Annotated in this window: 14 protein-coding genes, 1 tRNA gene and 1 pseudogene; 3 read left to right on the top strand and 13 right to left on the bottom strand. The window is 68.5% G+C overall.

Features of this window, described 5'->3' with window-relative positions; translation table 11 throughout:
• Positions 1 to 166: 166 nt before the first annotated feature.
• Positions 167 to 1,237: a phosphotransferase gene (locus tag ACIRL2_RS35635; RefSeq protein ID WP_402237811.1), complete on the bottom strand. Its 1,071-nt coding sequence runs from the start codon at positions 1,235 to 1,237 to the stop codon at positions 167 to 169.
• A gap of 1,107 nt (positions 1,238 to 2,344) precedes the next feature.
• On the opposite strand from ACIRL2_RS35635, the gene ACIRL2_RS35640 reads away from it, so the two are divergent.
• Positions 2,345 to 3,202 carry an asparagine synthase-related protein gene (locus tag ACIRL2_RS35640; protein WP_402237814.1) on the top strand — a complete coding sequence of 286 codons (858 nt, stop codon included), beginning with the start codon at positions 2,345 to 2,347 and terminating at the stop codon, positions 3,200 to 3,202.
• Between the two features lie 36 nt (positions 3,203 to 3,238).
• On the opposite strand, the gene ACIRL2_RS35645 is transcribed toward ACIRL2_RS35640, so the two are convergent.
• From ACIRL2_RS35645 to ACIRL2_RS35680, 8 genes and pseudogenes are all read right to left on the bottom strand, one after another.
• Positions 3,239 to 3,664 (bottom strand): DEAD/DEAH box helicase family protein, encoded by a 426-nt coding sequence (locus tag ACIRL2_RS35645; protein ID WP_395872822.1) that lies wholly within the window; start codon positions 3,662 to 3,664, stop codon positions 3,239 to 3,241.
• Positions 3,665 to 3,897: 233 nt separating this feature from the next.
• Entirely contained in the window at positions 3,898 to 4,362 is a 465-nt protein-coding gene (locus tag ACIRL2_RS35650; RefSeq protein WP_402237816.1) for a hypothetical protein, read from the bottom strand.
• Positions 4,363 to 4,833: 471 nt separating this feature from the next.
• A complete protein-coding gene (locus ACIRL2_RS35655) occupies positions 4,834 to 6,126 on the bottom strand; it encodes an ISL3 family transposase (protein ID WP_402237856.1) in 1,293 nt (430 codons plus the stop codon).
• Positions 6,127 to 6,171: 45 nt separating this feature from the next.
• Positions 6,172 to 6,417: pseudogene (locus ACIRL2_RS35660) on the bottom strand (transposase family protein); the annotation flags it as partial.
• A 151-nt stretch (positions 6,418 to 6,568) separates the two neighbouring features.
• The gene (locus ACIRL2_RS35665; protein WP_402237818.1) at positions 6,569 to 8,164 is read right to left on the bottom strand and encodes an ISL3 family transposase; all 1,596 of its coding nucleotides are present in this window, start codon (positions 8,162 to 8,164) and stop codon (positions 6,569 to 6,571) included.
• A 103-nt stretch (positions 8,165 to 8,267) separates the two neighbouring features.
• Positions 8,268 to 9,893, bottom strand: a complete 1,626-nt coding sequence (locus ACIRL2_RS35670) for a hypothetical protein (RefSeq protein WP_402237821.1) — start codon at positions 9,891 to 9,893, stop codon at positions 8,268 to 8,270.
• A 253-nt stretch (positions 9,894 to 10,146) separates the two neighbouring features.
• Positions 10,147 to 10,866, bottom strand: coding sequence for a hypothetical protein (locus ACIRL2_RS35675; protein ID WP_402237823.1), 720 nt, complete (start codon positions 10,864 to 10,866; stop codon positions 10,147 to 10,149).
• Positions 10,867 to 11,267: 401 nt separating this feature from the next.
• A tRNA-Met gene (locus ACIRL2_RS35680) sits at positions 11,268 to 11,345 on the bottom strand.
• Between the two features lie 549 nt (positions 11,346 to 11,894).
• Between ACIRL2_RS35680 and ACIRL2_RS35685 the strand changes: the two genes are divergently transcribed.
• A complete protein-coding gene (locus ACIRL2_RS35685) occupies positions 11,895 to 12,224 on the top strand; it encodes an SH3 domain-containing protein (protein WP_402237826.1) in 330 nt (109 codons plus the stop codon).
• A 182-nt stretch (positions 12,225 to 12,406) separates the two neighbouring features.
• On the opposite strand, the gene ACIRL2_RS35690 is transcribed toward ACIRL2_RS35685, so the two are convergent.
• The 3 genes from ACIRL2_RS35690 to ACIRL2_RS35700 all read right to left on the bottom strand — a co-directional run bounded on the left by ACIRL2_RS35690 (position 12,407) and on the right by ACIRL2_RS35700 (position 13,615).
• On the bottom strand, positions 12,407 to 12,751 hold the full coding sequence (locus ACIRL2_RS35690; protein WP_402237829.1) for a hypothetical protein: 345 nt from the start codon (positions 12,749 to 12,751) through the stop codon (positions 12,407 to 12,409).
• Between the two features lie 189 nt (positions 12,752 to 12,940).
• Entirely contained in the window at positions 12,941 to 13,066 is a 126-nt protein-coding gene (locus ACIRL2_RS35695) for a hypothetical protein (protein WP_402237832.1), read from the bottom strand.
• Between the two features lie 114 nt (positions 13,067 to 13,180).
• On the bottom strand, positions 13,181 to 13,615 hold the full coding sequence (locus tag ACIRL2_RS35700; protein ID WP_402237834.1) for a hypothetical protein: 435 nt from the start codon (positions 13,613 to 13,615) through the stop codon (positions 13,181 to 13,183).
• A gap of 387 nt (positions 13,616 to 14,002) precedes the next feature.
• On the opposite strand from ACIRL2_RS35700, the gene ACIRL2_RS35705 reads away from it, so the two are divergent.
• Positions 14,003 to 15,142 carry a hypothetical protein gene (locus ACIRL2_RS35705; RefSeq protein ID WP_402237837.1) on the top strand — a complete coding sequence of 380 codons (1,140 nt, stop codon included), beginning with the start codon at positions 14,003 to 14,005 and terminating at the stop codon, positions 15,140 to 15,142.
• A 446-nt stretch (positions 15,143 to 15,588) separates the two neighbouring features.
• On the opposite strand, the gene ACIRL2_RS35710 is transcribed toward ACIRL2_RS35705, so the two are convergent.
• Positions 15,589 to 16,026, bottom strand: a 438-nt coding sequence (locus ACIRL2_RS35710; protein WP_402237840.1) for an IS3 family transposase, incomplete at its 5' end; no start/stop codon positions are given.

The following is a 16,026-nucleotide window of genomic DNA, read 5'->3' on the forward strand; positions in this document are numbered from 1 at the left end:
CCGGGCGGGCGGCCGAACGTGTCCGATCGGGTGGGCTATTCGGGACGGCGAGATGTACACGATCCTTCACCGGCTCAGCCTTCTCGGATACGTGAGCCGATGAGGATCCCCGACGCCCAGGCGAGCGTGGTCACAGCCAGAGACGGGTGCGCTGACAGTTGCCGGGTCAGCGCCTCGGCGCGGGGACCATGCCCCTCCGGCCAGGTTCCCTGAGGCAACAGGTCGTCGACGATGTACAGGCCCGACGGCGCGAGCAGGGCCAGTGCCTCGTCCAATCGCTCGAACTTCCCGATCCAGGCATCGGCGAAGATGACATCGAAACTGCTGCCGGCCACCTCGTCGAGCAGCCGAGCCGCATCACCGTGGACGATCCGCTCATCCGCTCATCCCCTCCCAGAGCTTGCTCGGCCACCGCACAGAGGCGGTCGTCGCTCTCGACAGTCAGCAGACTGCCGTCCCTGGACATTCCGCTCAACAGCCAAGCAGCGGAGGCCCCTGCCCCGGTGCCGAGTTCGAGGATGCGGGCGCTCGGCTTCGACGCCGCGAGAGTACGCAGCAATGATCCGGCGACCTTGGCGACCTGGGCCGGTTCGAGAGGCTCTCGCCCCCACACCTGCACGACGGCGGCGTTGACAAGCGCCGTGACCGACGCCGCCAAGGCCCACAGACCGCTTTCCTGTTCGCTCGCGGACATCTTGGCCAACTTCGCCAGACCCGCCTCGATACGCAGGGGTGCACTGGTTGCCTTCAATTCCCTTTCATAGCCGATGAAGCGATCGAAGTCGGCCTCGATCGACGACGCCGCGTCCGGGCGGAGATTCGCGGCCCTCTCCTTGATCTCCGCCAGTTGGGAAGGGGCGTAGTCGAACTCGGCACAATGCTGGGCCAACCCGCGCGTGATCGGGCCCCACTGGGCCAGATCGCAGTCGATGACGAACGTCTCGCCGCGGGAACGCAGGATGTTCTCGGGATGCAGGTCGTTGTGCACCATGCCGAAGGGTACGGATTGCCATGGCTGCCGGTGACTCGCAAACGACAGCGCGCCACGCGGAATGCCGAGCAGGGGGTACCAATCCGCATACTGCCCGGCGCGCACGCTGTCTGACCGCAAACTGTGCCTGGCGAGCTGTTGCGCCATGTACGCACCGGTGTTCCCGTCCGGCGCCCAGTTGTCGGGCAGCGCCAGACCGCTTCCGCGCGTCATGCGACCGAAGTCGTTCATGACGATCTCCGGCATGTCCTCGACGAGCCACTGTGGCCGAGCGCCTGAGGGGCTGAGGATGCGCGTCGGTCACACCTGCGACGATCATCCAGTTTCCGCCGTCGTGCAACAGCGGAGGCACCCGTTCGGACTGCGAGCCCATGGTCCTGAGGATGTCGGCCGGCCGCCACAAACGCTGCTTGATGCGAGGTTGTCTCGCGCTGGCCGAGGTCCATGGGTTGCGTTCCTCGCGCAGGTACACGGGTCCGCCTCGAGTGTCGATGCGCCAGACCGAACTCTGGGCACCGGCACTCATTCGTTTGCCGACGGTGGAGCGTTCCCTGTGCAGGGACAGGGCTTCCTCCGCTGACATGGTTCGGCGCATGACCGCTTCTTCGATGGCCCGCGGGCACGGTCGAGGGTGCCGCGAGTGATGAACCGTCGTCGAGGGATCGAGCGACGAGTGCGGCTTCGAGTTCGACGGTGCCGCGGTGGCAGCGGCCGACCCCGGCCGGTGTGGTGTGAACTCGCGGTGGGCGAGCCAATTCCGGCCCGGATTGGGCTACTTGCCAAGCTACGCGGTGGCAAGGAGGGTACTCAGGATCCGTGATCATCGAAAGTTCGAGAGGTCTCCCTCGAGCCGTGGTGGACGTGAGCGAGGGAATACCGGAGCCGCGCGGCGCCGTGGCTTCGGGATCGGCGGCCGGCTGGTGACAGGCCGACAGCCAGGCCCCAAACCCTGATGACACCCATATTCGGCGCCTTGCGCACCGCACTTCGACAGGGCCACCGTCATGGCGGTGCGGCTGGGCAGCGGTACCCGCGACTGCGGGCCGACCCAATCCCTCGATGGAGACGTGAGGGTCCCTCGCTCCGTGATGCACCTTCGAACCGGTGCGTGGCTGTGTGGTCGGGTGAGGCGGCCCGGTGATGTCCGCGTGTGCGCCACCGGCCGGTGAGATACAACCGGTCGTCCAGACCGGGTGTTTTCGGCTCGTCCGAATGGCGGCGGATTCGCGGAGCGTTGACACGCAGGAACGGCGGACTCGGGGCGCACATGCCTCGCTGAGGAGCCCGCGTCGGGCGAGCGCGTCGACCAGGGCGTGCACGTCGTGCTCGACGATGTCGGGGGGTGCCTCGCCGGTGTCGCCGATCCGCGCGGCGATCACGGTGGTGTCGACGCCGGCGGCGAGGCCGGCCAGGACGCGTCCGGCGGTCGAACGGGACGGGGTGCGCATGGTCGCCGTGGGCGAGTGCACCGCCGACCAACACGAACTGGGTTCCGCGGCAGGCGCGTTCGCGCAGGGGGACGTGCGGGCACCGACGGGGTTGCCGGGATCGATGTGGGTGTTGGCGCGTCGCGAGCGCGAGACGTGGGTGTACGAGGACCTCGCCGGTGTCCGGCCCGTGTACGTCGCCCACACTCCGCGCGGCGTGGTGTGGGCGTCGCGGATGACGCCGCCGGCGGCCCTGACGGGTGCGGCGGTGGACTGGACGGCGTTGGTCGCGGAGATGAGCGTCGGCGGCGTGGACAGCCCGGACCGGCCCGGCTTCGCGGGGATCCGCCAGGTCCGATCCGGGCGGGCCCTGGTCCTGGACGGCGACGGCGCGTGGATGGAGCGGGACGTGCGTGGCCCCCACGAAGATGTTTCGCTGGCCGAGGCCGCCGCGCTGCTGCGCCCGGCCCTGACGGATGCCGTCCGCCGACGCGTGGCCGCGGGCCGGGGCCCGGTGTGGAGTGCGGACGTGTCCGGCGGCCTGGACTCGGGAACGATCGGCGCCCTGGCCGCCGACGAGGAACACGGTGGCGACGTGGTCGGGTGTGTCTACCACGACACCCACACCCCCGCCGTCGACCTTGCCGGCGCCCGATCGATCGCCGCCCGTTTCCCGCGCCTGGACCTGCGGGTGACGTTCGGTGGCGCGGGCACCGTGCACTACACCGGCCTGGACGGCACGCTGCCGTTGCCGGTGACGGATCGGCCCGCGTTCTCGATCTGATGCAGGCCATGGACCGCGCCTACCTGGCGCCCGCCGTCACGGCAGGATGCACCGACCACCTGATCGGCGTCGGCGGTGACGAGGTCCTCGACGCCCTGGGTTGAGGAACACCAGGTCGCCTGTCTTCAGGTCGAGGAGGGCGGCGCCGTGTTGGTACACGACGTGCGGCGCGGTGGCCTCGCTGTAGGCGCTGTTGCCGGGCGGTTCCCGCACCCGGGGTGTGGCGGTGAGGTAGAGGCGTCGTGTGGCGGAGAGTCGGGTGTCGTCGTGGACGGCGGCCCATTCCTTCCCGGTGGATCCGGTGGTGCGGTGGGCCTCGTCGACGATCACGAGGTCGAAACCGGCCAGGGCCGGGCCGTGCGCGCCTTGGTGGGCGGTCAGGACGGCGCCGAGCGACTGGTAGGTGGCAGATGGCCACCAGCCTGCGACCACAACGGCGGGTGTCCCAATGACCGTTGACACGAGGCCCGGGGTGGGCCGGGCAAGGCCGCAGCCCCGCAATCGTGGTGACCGCGGGGCTGCGGTTGTCGGCGCGGTCGACCGCCACGAACCGGCGGCCCGGCCGAGTCATCGGGCTCGGAGGCTCTTCTCTTGAAGAGGTATCCATCGAGCGCGTCCGCGCCTCGATGCCCGCTGCGACCGGAGTTCGCCACGAACCCTCCGTGCTTGAGGATTCGGCGCGTGGGTGGTGTCCGTCAGTTCATCTTCGGGCTGCCGGTCAGGGACCAGGTCTTCTGCCCTTCACCGTCGTTGTTGATGTTGTAGTAGACGACGCCGTCGGCCGTCCAGCCCCCTCTGGGCTGGGGAACGACTGCCCCCGAGGCGATCGCCGTGGCGCCCCAGTCGGATCCGTTGATTTTGAAGTCGATGTCCCCGTGGCGGGTCGACTTGGAGACGTCATTGCGCTCGAGCCGTACGAAGACGTCGAACTTCTCGAAAGGCGATGCGCCGTTGGCGTCGCCCCGGTCCCATGTCACGGTCGCCACCGCTCGTCGCGAGGAGGCCGTCCCGTTCACACACAACTGGATGGTCACCGAAACGTCCGATGCCCACGGAATGTCGAACCTCCGCGTGTTCTTTTGGCATTGGGACGCCGCTTCGGCGGTGGGGGCGGCGACAACAGTGAAGAGGGCACTCGAAGCCATCAGAAAGGCGCTCATGCCCAGGACACGTCTACGCAAGGGAATTCCGATCTCGGACGACACGGCCGGCATTCCCGAAGGACGGTCCGTGTCAGGGAAGTTGAAGGCATCACATGATGACCTGCGGACCGGACACGCGACTATCCGATCCGCGCACGACCAGGCCCTGATCGGGAGTGGCGGGTCCGCGGCCTGCCCCGGCCCTTGATTCGACGGCGGGCCTCGGGACGGGCGAGGACGATCCCGGTGTGGAACCCCGGTTATCCGGCGCGGGGTCTCCCAGGAAGAAGTCAAAGAGCGTTTTAAGACGGAACACCTACACCACTGCGCCGGCCCCGACGCTCCCTACCCGGGCCAGCCGGAGAGCTGTGCCGGATGCGGTGGCTCACTCACACCAGGAAGCCGACGGACACACCTGACGTGCTCACCGACCTGCAAGGTGTCAACGGCCAGTCTTATCTGGGTCTTCGGCGAATTCCGTGAAGGTGGTCAGTCCGCGAGGAGTATTCGTCGTCGCAGGAGTGCGAAGCTCGCGCGGCCGTAGGTCTGACGTTTGAGCATCTTCGTCCGGTTCACGTGCCCTTCGACCGCGCCCGAGCTCCCGGGCAGTGTCAGGCCGGCGGTGACCGCATCGAGGTCTTTGCGCAGGCCCAGGGCGAACGTGCGGAGCTCCTTGATGTCGGAGGCGTCCGCCCGGGCGATCCATTCGGGAAGCCGGTGGCCGTGGCGCTGCCGGAGAAGCGTGGCGAAGCTGCGGGCGAGGCGGTTGATCTCGGCGAGGTGGTCGCAGCGCTCGCACAATTCCTTGAGCTGCCGGCGGGCGGCCTCGCTCTGCCGCTCGGCTCGGCCGACGATCCACCGGACCACCTCGCGAACGGACGGCGGCGGGGCCGGTTTCGTGGGCGAAGTCTTGTTGTCTGCAAGCTCGTTGAGGAAGCGTCGCACGGTCTTGCGGCCGCCGGTATAGCCGCGGGCGGCGATCTCGTCGCGGAGCGTCTGGGCGTTGTTGCAGCCCTCCGCCCATCGCGCGGCGAGGTAGGGCATGTGGGGCGCGAGGGCGCTGCCGCGGCGCGGTCGGACGGTGATCAGCTCATCGGCAGTGTCGGCGTGCGCGTAGCGGCGGACGGTCTTGCGGTCCAGCCCGGTCTGCTCACTGATCGCGGTGATCGTCGTGCCTCGTTCGTAGAGGGTGCGGATCTCGGTCCAGCGGGCGCGTATCTGCTGCCGGGCCGGGCTCTCCTCGCCGTCGGCGTCAGGAGCGCGCCCGGGGACGGTGCGTTCGGGCTCCGGCGGGTTCAGGCAGGCACGGTTTCGCCGGATGGCCTTCTCCACTGCGGTGGCGAGGTTGTCGAGCAAGTGCCAGCGGTCCGCGACCTGCGGAACACCGGGAAGCGCGCGTTCGGCGGCCTCGGCGAACGCGCCGCCGCGGTCGCGGCAGACCATCCGGACCTCGGGGTGCTCGCGCAGCCAGGCGGCGAAGGTGTCCGCGGTGTGGTCCGGCAACACGTCGACGGGCCGGTGCGTTTCCATGTCGACCAGGATCGTCCCGAAGACGCGGCCTCGCCGCAGCGAGAACTCGTCCACGCCCAGCACCTCCACCCTCGGCGGCGCGGGGACGTCGAGCCGGTGGATCGTCCGCAGCAGCGTCGACCCGCTGGTGGGGACGACGATATGCGCGGTGAGCCTCCCGCCGGCCTGGCCGCCGAGGGCCAGCGCCACACGCTCCAGCAGCCGCTGCGCGGCCGGGGTGCGCCGGCCGTACGGGACCGTCAGCCCGTCCACCTGTTCGGCGAACGTCCGCTTCCCACAGGCCGTGTCGTCGCAGAAGAAACGGCGAACACGCAGCTCGATACCGACTGCGCGTCCGGCGACCGCAGTGTCGGCGAGTGTTCGCGCGTAGTGGCTGTGGACCCGCCGGGACGACGTACCGCAGGCGGGACACACCCCGTCCGTCCCGGTGCAACGCGCCTTGACCCGTAACGACTTCCCGGCCACAGCGATCGTGTCGACCGCGACTGGCGACAGGTGCGGGAACAGGACTCTCAACAGTTCAGCAGCTTGACCCCCGAGCACCCAGCACGACTACCACACCATGATCGCCTTCACAAAATTCGCCGAAGACCCTCTTATCTCCCCATGGGCGGCCAGCAATTCTCCCCACTGGTGGCCACAGTTTCGGCTCTGCGTCACATTCCGGGGAGCGGCAACTCTGGGTGAGAGTCGCTCAGTTGGGGTTGAGAATCCGAAGTCGTAGGAGGTCGAAGTTGGCCCGCCCGAACATTTGCCTCTTGAGGTATTTGATGCGTGTCACGGCGCCTTCGACCGGACCGCTGTTCCAGGGCAGCGACAAGCCGGCGGTGACAGCGTCGAGGTCGCGACGGAGGTTCACGGCGAAGGCGCGTAGTGGCGGACAGCCCTCGGCCGCGACGCGGTCGATCCAGTCAGGGAGTTCGCGTCCGCGGCGGTCGCGCATCATCTCGGCGAACCCCCGCACCGCATTGGACACGTATTGGAGCTCGGGGCTGCGCGCCAGGATGCGCTTGAGCTGCAGCGTTTCCTCTGCGGCGAGAGAGTCGGGGTGGCGGGTGAGCCACTGGGTGACCAAACGGACAGGGGGTGTGTTGGACACCTTCAGCGCCGGCCGTCCGGATGCCCGCAGGGGTTGCAGCCGGCGCCGCACCGTCCGCCTGGCGCCCCGGTAGCCGAGCTGCCGGATCTCCGCGTGGAGGACGGCGCCGTCGGTGCAGCCCTCGTTCCACCGCTGGTGGAGATAGCCGAGGTAGGGCCGGAGCGTGCCGCGGCTGAGGGCGGCGTGCACGGTGAGGACCTCCTCGACGCTTACCGCGTGCGCGAACCGCCGTACCGTTTTGCGATCCAGGCCGAGCACCTCGGCGATCGCGGAGATCCCCACGCCCTTGGCGACCAGGTCTTGGACGGCGGCGTACCGCTCCCGGCCACGGACCCACAGTGCGCCCTCGACCGCACCCGGAACCGGGCTTCCAATGTCAGGCTCGGGCTCGGGTTCATCGGCGTCCGATGGTTCGGGAAGGCGGTCGCGGTGCGCGAGGACGCACTTCTCCACGACGTCGCACAGGTTCTTCCACACGTGCCACCGATCGGCCACTTGTTGGGCATCGGGTGCGGCAGTGCGCACCGCCTCGGCATACGCGCCGGCCCGGTCACGGCAGACGAGTTCCACACCCGGGTGGGCATCGAGCCAGGCCACGAGGGTCTCCGACGTCCGGTTCGGCAGCACGTCGATGACGCGGTGGCCCTCGATGTCGACGAGGACCGTGGCGTAGACGTGCGATCGACGGAGGGCGAAATCATCGACACCGAGCACCCTTGGCGCGTGGTCGAGGGCAGGCTCCGGCAGCGCGCGGATCAGCCGCAGCAGGGTGGCCGCGCTGACCAACATGCCCAGTCCGACCGCGAGTCGGGCGCCGGCCCGGCCCGCCAAGGCGAGCGCGATCCGCTCCAGCACCGTCCGCAGAGCGCGGCTACGGCGGCCGTAGCGCCAGGTCAGCCCGTCGACCTGCTCGACGAACGTCCCTCGTGGGCACCCTCGGTCGTCGCAGACGAAGCGGCGCACGAGCAGGTCGACCGCGACCGCGCGGCCGGCAACCGTGCTGTGGGCCAGCCGCCGAACGTAGCGGTCGTGCACCCGCACCGACAGAGCACCGCAGCCCGGACACGCCGCGCCTTGGGCGCCGGCCACCGCACGGACGCGGACTTCGTCGGCATCGACCTCGACGCTCTCGACACGCACCCCGGCCCTCGGAAACAGCAGCCCGGCCCACCACGACAACGACATCTCCATGGACCGACCGTGCGGACCACACGCTGGTCAGTCCAGCCTTCAGGAACATGCTGATGGAGCATCAGTTTCGTGCATGGGGCTCCGGCGCGCGCAACCGCACCCATCAGAACGACGTGCGCCCCCAGGCTCCGTCGTCACCGACCGTAGGTACTCCCCGGAATGTGACGCAGAGCCGCTTTCCACGACCACCGTCAGACAGGGTCACGTGGACCTTGCGTGTTCTGCCGCGTACCTCGGCGACCAGGGTGACCGACGCGGTGTCCTGATCGTCGGGTCCGGCCTCGTCGCGCTGCAGGCCGTGCACCACCCCCACCAGGGTCTCCTGCCGCGGTGGTTCCTCCTGGCGCACGAGCCGTTCGCGGACGCGGGGCAGTTCCACCATCACGTCGCGATCGAAGACGATGGTCGCCAGCCCCACGTCGGGGCGGGGAGCGGCGGCGGCCCATGCGAAGGACAGGTTCAGCGAGCGCAGGTGGGGCGCGACGATGTCCTCCAACGACTCGATCAGAGCGGCACTCACCCCCTGTCGACCCGGGTCCTCGATCACGCTCTCGTCCCATTGGCGACTCACCCGCTCCGTGGTCTCCAGGCCACGCGCCAGGGTTTCCATCACCCGTCGGGGAAACGGTTGCACGAGGTCCCGTGACGGGCCGTCGTCGTTGCGATCGGGTGCGGACGGCGGCCCCAGCCGGGTCACGAGGGTGAAGGCGAAGCTGCCCCGTTTGGTGTGTCCGAGCCGCACGTCGTCGTCCAGGAAGTCGGACACGCCGGCCGGCAGCCGGCCGCGATGCGGATGCGCGGGGGAGGCGGTGGTCGTCGCGGCCGCGCGGATCATCTTGTAGAGCGCCTCGATGGTCTTCTCGGCCTGGTGGAACGGGATGGTGCCGTCCGTCATGGCCTGGTCGAGCCGCACGAAGAACAGATCCGCGTGCGTGCCCACGACCCGCTCGTACAGCTCCTGCGCGTCCCAGTCGTGGATGTGGGCCAGCGACTCCAAGGTCTCCTGGAACCGCTGCCGGAAGTCCGCCCAGCCGGTGGCGAGGGGGACCAGGACCCGACCCTGGACCGCGCCGCCGGCCGACACCAGACGCCAGATCTCGCGGACGTCGGGCTGTCGCGCCTCGAGTTCCCAGTCCCCGGAGGCAAGGAACTGGGACACGGCGGTCGGCGTGAGGGTGGAGGCCACCTCGCGGTAGCCGTCGAGCTCGGCAACGCCCATCACGACCACCTCTCGCTCTCGCCGACAGTCTCCATGATGCCGAGCAGCTGCTCGACGGTGAACAGGTGTTACATCTCGGCAAATGGACGGTCTGCGTCCGCTGGGACGTCGTCCCACCGGGAAAGCGGAAGCCGCCTGCCAGAACATGCGGCTCTCCGTGATCAGACGATTCTCGTCGACCACGACCCACTCGGACGCGTCCTCGGGAAGAACGAGCACCCCGAGATAGGCGGGGATATGCCGTTTACCGTCGTTGCCGCGCACCGGCTTGCGGAACGGCTTGACCTTCATCGGCCACGCCATGTGCTCCTCGGTGAGCAATTTGTGCTGAATCGTCGCCTTGAGTTGGAGATCGAATTGCGGTCCGAGAATCCGCCTGTACTCGACCGACGACGCGATGGTGAGATCCACACCCTCGTAGTCGGTGTCGTGCGTCTTGACGGCGCACCCGGCCGCGTACGTGATCATCCGCGTGAACGCGAGACTGATCTGCTCCTCGCGAGCCGTCATCGGCAGCTGCCCCTCGACCAGGTCCCTCTTGTCACTCCTGCGAGCATCCAGGCGCTCCAGACCCTCGGGAGTCGAGGTGTCGTCGGTGTCGTCGCTCGTCTACCCCCCCTGCTGTAGACGAGCGAATCTACGCGGCATACCCGAACCCGGGGCGCGTGCTCGCGCAACGCCACCACATCGACGCATGGACGACCGCACCACAAGGTTCCGGTCCGCCCCCTCCCGACGCCCCTCCGCCGCGCCGCGGTTTCCGTCACAGGCAGCTCCACGGGCGGTTGCCGCCTGCGCAGGTCGCGGGTGGTTCGGGGAACATCGGGGTGTGCGGCGGGGTGGGTTTCGGCTTGGTGCGTTCGGTCCGGTAGTGGATCGTCACGGATGCGCGGACGACGAACGGGTGCTCGGTGTAGGCATGTTGCCAACGCACGGGCTTGGCGTCCGGGCTGCTTCCGCTCCCTTCGAGCGGGCCGTATTGCTCGCCCGCCCCCGGCGGGGGCGTCGGGTCCGGGGGGCGCAGGTCCGGAACCGGTTGTGGCCGCGCCCAGGTCGCCGTGTCGGGCGTCGACCCGAGCCTTCGCGCCTCGCGCCCGAACTCGGCCGTCGACATCGTGGGATCGTCCGCACCATAGAAGTACACGACCGTGGAGGTGCAGACCACGCCCACCATGCCCGCCTGCGGCTTGATCCGTGGTGTGGTGTCGCGCCAACACCGGTCGAAGACGAAGCGCTCGAACTCCGCACTCGTTGGCCGGCCGAAGACCCGGAAGGGCGCCTCTACCTCGATCCGGGCACGCCGTTCCTCCGCGCGATGCCTCTCGTGCGCCTCCCTCTCCCTTTCGTCCGCCGCGAACTGCCGCTGACAGGCGTAGAGCCCGCCGAGGAAGGTCACGACCGCCAGGGTGATCACGGCCAGGACGAACCGGCCGAGCCACAACAGGCAACCACCCATCGGCCGCGTATCGGGACGCGAAGACATGCACCCATCGTGGCCCGCAACCGCGCCCGCATCGGTGGTCGTTGCGCACTCGCAACCCATCCGCCGCGCACATCCGCTTGGTGCGCCACGACGCGGCAAGCCCCCGTCGCGGCGCGTGACGCACGGCCGGGCCCGGCGGCCACGGTCGAGGCCGTTACCGACGACAACTCCATTACAGGCCGACGGCGTTGGTACAGAGCCGATGATCCTCAGCCCCCGGCACTCTCGCTATCGAGCCGGCCGGCACTCCGGTGTCCGCCGTTCGGGTCGAAGTCACCGGATCGACAACGCTGCCCGGTTCCGGTCCGTATTCCACCGGCGTCCTCGACAAAGGCATCGCCCACTGACGACCCGAGCACACAAAAAGCAGGAGCCCGGCCACCGGCCGGACTCCTCAACACTGGTAGCGGGGGCAGGATTCGAACCATGCGACCTCTGGGTTATGAGCCCAGCGAGCTACCGAGCTGCTCCACCCCGCGTCGGTACGACCAGTCTACGGATTCCCGGCGATGAGCGTATCCCCATTTTCTCCGTGCCGGGCCGTCGCCCCGGGCGGCCCACTACTGGTGCCCAATCCCCGAATTTGCAGATCGCTGGCCCGGGATGGCCATCGGACGGCGGATGCGCCTCGTTGCACAACGGCGCCCAGGACGCGTGTTCGCGGCGCGTCCCACACACACGCTCCACCGGTTGGCGCAGGCGATCGACGACCCGAGGAGTTCGGCCACGCCGCGGTCGCGGGCAGGGAGGGGGTGATCCGGGGCGGCGAGGCCGACGGGTGGGCGTTCGCCGTCGAGGACGCCGCCTTCGCGCCGTGTTCCTCTCGTACGCCTCGCGATCCGGGCGGATCGCTCCCAGGCGGGTGGTGCGGGTCGCCGGAGCCGCGCTTTTCTTTTCCCCCGACGTGCGATGTCCACTTCACGCGCGACGGGATGACCATTCACGCGGATGGTCGAGAAACCCCGACGGCGCCGGGGGCGTTCGGTGTTGAATTCGGGCGACAGTGCTCACAAGACGAGGGATGGCGCATGATCAAGAAAACTCTGGTGGGTGCGGGCCTGGTCGCCGTCATGGCCTTCGGTCTCGTCGCGCCCGCGCAGGCGGCGAGTACGTCCACAGCCGCGTCCTGTTCGAGCGGCATGTACGTCAAGGCCAAGACGAGCCTCAAGATCCGAGCCACTCCCACCACGAAAAGCACCGCGCTCGGCGTGTTCCCCAAGGGAAGCAAGGCGTGCAACATCTCCCAGAGTTCAGGGCAGTCCTTGAACGTCTGCGGTAAGAGGAGCGACGTCTGGCAGGAGATCCGCTACGGGACAACCAGGGGCTGGATCCCGCGCGCCTGCGCGCTGTACCCGTAGCCGATCCCGGGCCGACCACCCGGTGGTTTGACGAGCGTTGACCACAACGCGTCACGAGGGCGGCCGGCTCGCGCACCGCGTGTTCGCGAAACACCCGATGTGACGAGGGTGACCGTCGACTGATGTCGGGTGTTTGGTACAGGCGGGTTGTCCTGTCATGGGGACCACGCTCCTCGACGCCCTCAAGCCCCCGGGCGTGCCGGCGGTGGGGAGTCCGGTGCGGGTGAACCGCCCGAGGGCGCCGCGGTGTTGGGCGATGCGGACACCGCGGTGTGTTGTTCGTACTGCTTCGAGGATTCGATCAGGGCGGCCTCCAGTCTCGAGTGAAGATCCTCGTTCGCCTCCCGGGTCGAACTCCATGCCGTGCTGAAGTGAACGGTCCTCTTCGCTTGGTGTGGCTCGCACAGGCCGAACTCGATGAGAGCTCGAATGCTTTCGACCCGGTGGAATCCATTGCGCCGGAACTCCTCCACCACCTCGTCCGGGCTCGAACCCTCGAGCATCCCGCGCCGCACGGCGTCGAGCACCCTCCGGTATTCCGAGCGCTTCACCATCGTGCGTCACCTCACCGGCCACGGGTGCCGAAGACCACTACCGGCATCCGAAAGAAGGAGAACCCCGTGCCCCGGGCGAGCGGATCGCCCGCCCGGTCGTGTGCCCTCGATCCGAGCGCGGCGGCGGGACGGACAGCCGCAGGGGCCGGGGGGCATCGGTGTTCAGTCGCGCGCGGTGGGGTTGTGGTGTGCGACGTCGATCCACGGCGTCCAGGCGTTCCACTGCGAGGGAAAGCCGTGGCAGGTCTGCACCACGCGCACCAGCGTCCGGTCCTCGTCCGTTTCCATCCGAGGATGTTCGCGCATCGGCAGGACCCGGGCAACACGCGGGCACTGCTCGACCCGGCCCACAACCGCGAGTGGGACGACGTCGACGGCGCCGAACGCCCGTCGCAACGGCCCTCAGGATCTTGCGCGTTGCCCGGTGAGGTCGAGGACGAGCTCTGCGGCGGGTCGCCGGATGTCGACTGGTCGGTCGAAGTCCAACCAGTCCAGGGTGACGCCGTCGCCCTTCGCGTCGGTTGCCTCGACCCGAATCGGCAACGGCGGTCCCTCGGTCGGGAAGTACAGCGTGGCCGTGCCGAGGGATTCGTCCGGCTGCGTGAGCACGATCATTCGGCGACCGTTCACGACGGCATCGGGTCTGCGAACACTTTCCTCCATGGCGTCGCCCAACTTGCGTACGTTCGCCAGGTCGACCAGTTCCACCGGCCGTTTGCGGAGCGGGCTGTCCGCGGGCACCACCACGTACTTGTCCGCGAACTGCGCGGCACGTCCGGAAACGACCAGCCGAGCCTCACTGTTCCAATAGTTCCTGGATGACCTTCCCGGTTCCACCTGGCACGCGGCATGAATATCGGGACCAACCCCTTCGACATCGCAGCGAAAGGCAACGGGACGGCCTGGGAGATAACCCGCGTGGCGACAGCGATGGAACTGGGAGATCGGCGATGATCCGACATCGATTTCTACGAGAACAAGGTGAAGATTCCCAAGTCGCAAGCTCGTGAGCCGAATTGGAGAGCGATCAACAGGGCGTACCATGAGAACCGGTTCACCGAGCGGAGCGTTCTCGCAAATCTCGGGCGTGCCATTGGGGATTTCTTCGGCGGGTGACCTCCGGCGGTCTTCCGCCTGTCATGCCCCTGACCAGGAGGACGAGTGACCCGGCGATCGGACAGACAGCTCGAAGCGATCGCCGGGAATCCCGCAGCACCCGATGACGTGGTGCTACGCCTTCTGGCGCCGCCGGCCCGCTTCGCGTCTGCGGTCGCGGCGCGGAGCAGGTTGTCGCCGGCGGTGATCGACGCCCTGGTCGTCCATCCCGACAACTGGGTACGCCGCGCGGTGCTGGATTGTGGGACCGCCACCATGGCGGACCGTGTCATGTTCGCGCGCGATCCGCACTTCGGCGTGCGGGCGACCTTGGTCGCCGGCCCGACCAGAGTCGGTGCCGACCATCGGCGCGAGTTGCTGCCGGAGCGGATCATCACCGAGCTGGCGGCTGACCCGGACGACCGGGTGCGGTGGGAAGTCGTGACCAGTCCGGACCTCTCGCCGACCGCCGCGCTGCTGCTGTCGCGTGATCCGGACGAGGCGATCCGCAGCGCGTTGTGCCGGCGGGGCTGGGGGCTGCTCGACGAGGACAGCCGCGGGCGGCTGCTGGAAGACGCGGTCCAGGACGTGCGCCTGGCCGCTCTTGTGGCTCGGGACCGAGGTATCCCGGGGGCGGCCCGCGGCCTCCTGGACGCGGGTGTCGAGGCCGACGACATAGCCCGCTGCTGCGTGCTCGACACAGACACCTCGATGCTCGTGGCCCGCCACGAGGACGTGATCGTCCGTCTCGCGGCGGCGGAGAACCCGACGCTCGATCCGGCCGCCGTCGCCCGGCTCGCCACCGACGAGGACGTGGACGTGCGGTTCGCGGTCTCCCTCCGCGAGGAACTGGCGGAAGCCGAGCGGGATGCCATCGACTACACCGCCGCGCTGGATGGCAACCCCCTGTTCCGGCCCCCGGCGTGGATCGCCCGCGCTCACGGCGATCCGGACACCATGCGGCGCTGCGCGCGGTCCGGCCACCCATGGCTCAGGCGCTGCGCCGCACGGTCCGCGATGCTGCCGCCGGACGTCGTCGCGCTACTCGCCGCCGACCCGGGCGAAGATGTCCGTTTCGACTTGTGCTGCAGCAACCCGGACGCACCGATCACCTGTTCATGGGCTTTGTGCTGGCCCGGGTCCCCGGCTGGCAAGTGCTCTTGGGCGCGCCGGCGTTCGAGCCCCGGGGGCTGCGCGACCTCGCAGACCATCCGTCGGCTGCCGCCCGGGCCATGGTGGCCTGGGATCCGGACGCGCCGGCATCGTTGATCGAGCGTCTGAGCCGCGACCCGGATACCCGGGTCCGCGACACCATGGCGTGCGATCCGAGGCTTCCTGTCCCGCGACTTCTGGAACTGTTCGAGGACCCCGACATGGATCCTCGCATGCCGGGGATCAATCCGAGCCTCCCGGTGAGCGTCATGCGGGCAAAGCTGGACCAAGAGCGAGTGGCTCCTCTGTCGCAGTAGTTCCCGCGGTGCGCCACCACTTCAGGATATGGACCTGGAACTCGCGCCGGGCTCCTTGGGAAATGCGGGGAACCGTTGGACCTCGCGCTTTCATGAAGCATGGCGTCCGACATGCGGTCAGAAAAGCCAAAAGCGCCCCTGACCTGGTCCTGTCGGGGTCGAGTCCGGTGGTTCCGGGATCGTCTCGCGGGCCAGTGGGGTGTTTGAGGAGCCCCGCGTTTTCCGGACGGGTTGATTGCTGTTGTTCTATGCCATCAGGTTCAATTCCCGCTCTGGGTGCAGGACTTCGTGGGGTGTGCGATAGCCGAGTCCGGAGTGGAGGCGTCGGCGGTTGTAGAAGCCCTCGATGTATCGAACGACTTCACCCCGTGCTTTCGCGTGCGTGGTGAAGACGTAGCGGTGGAGCCATTCGTTCTTCAAAGCCCCGAAGAATGACTCCGCCATGGCATTGTCCCAACAAACACCGGTGCGGCCGACGGACTGCCTCATCCCGTGACCGACGACCGACTTCGCGAACTCTTCGGACGTGTAATTGCTGCCGCGATCGGAATGAAAAACTGCATCCGGCTCGATGCGTATCCGCTCCGCGGCCATGTCCAGCGCCGACGATATCAGGGACGTCCTGAAGTGATCCGCCATGGCCCAACCCACGACCGCCTTGCTGTGACAGTCGATGACCGTGGC

This window comes from Embleya sp. NPDC127516, from assembly GCF_044765325.1.
In the GTDB taxonomy this organism is placed as follows: Bacteria; Actinomycetota; Actinomycetes; order Streptomycetales; family Streptomycetaceae; genus Embleya.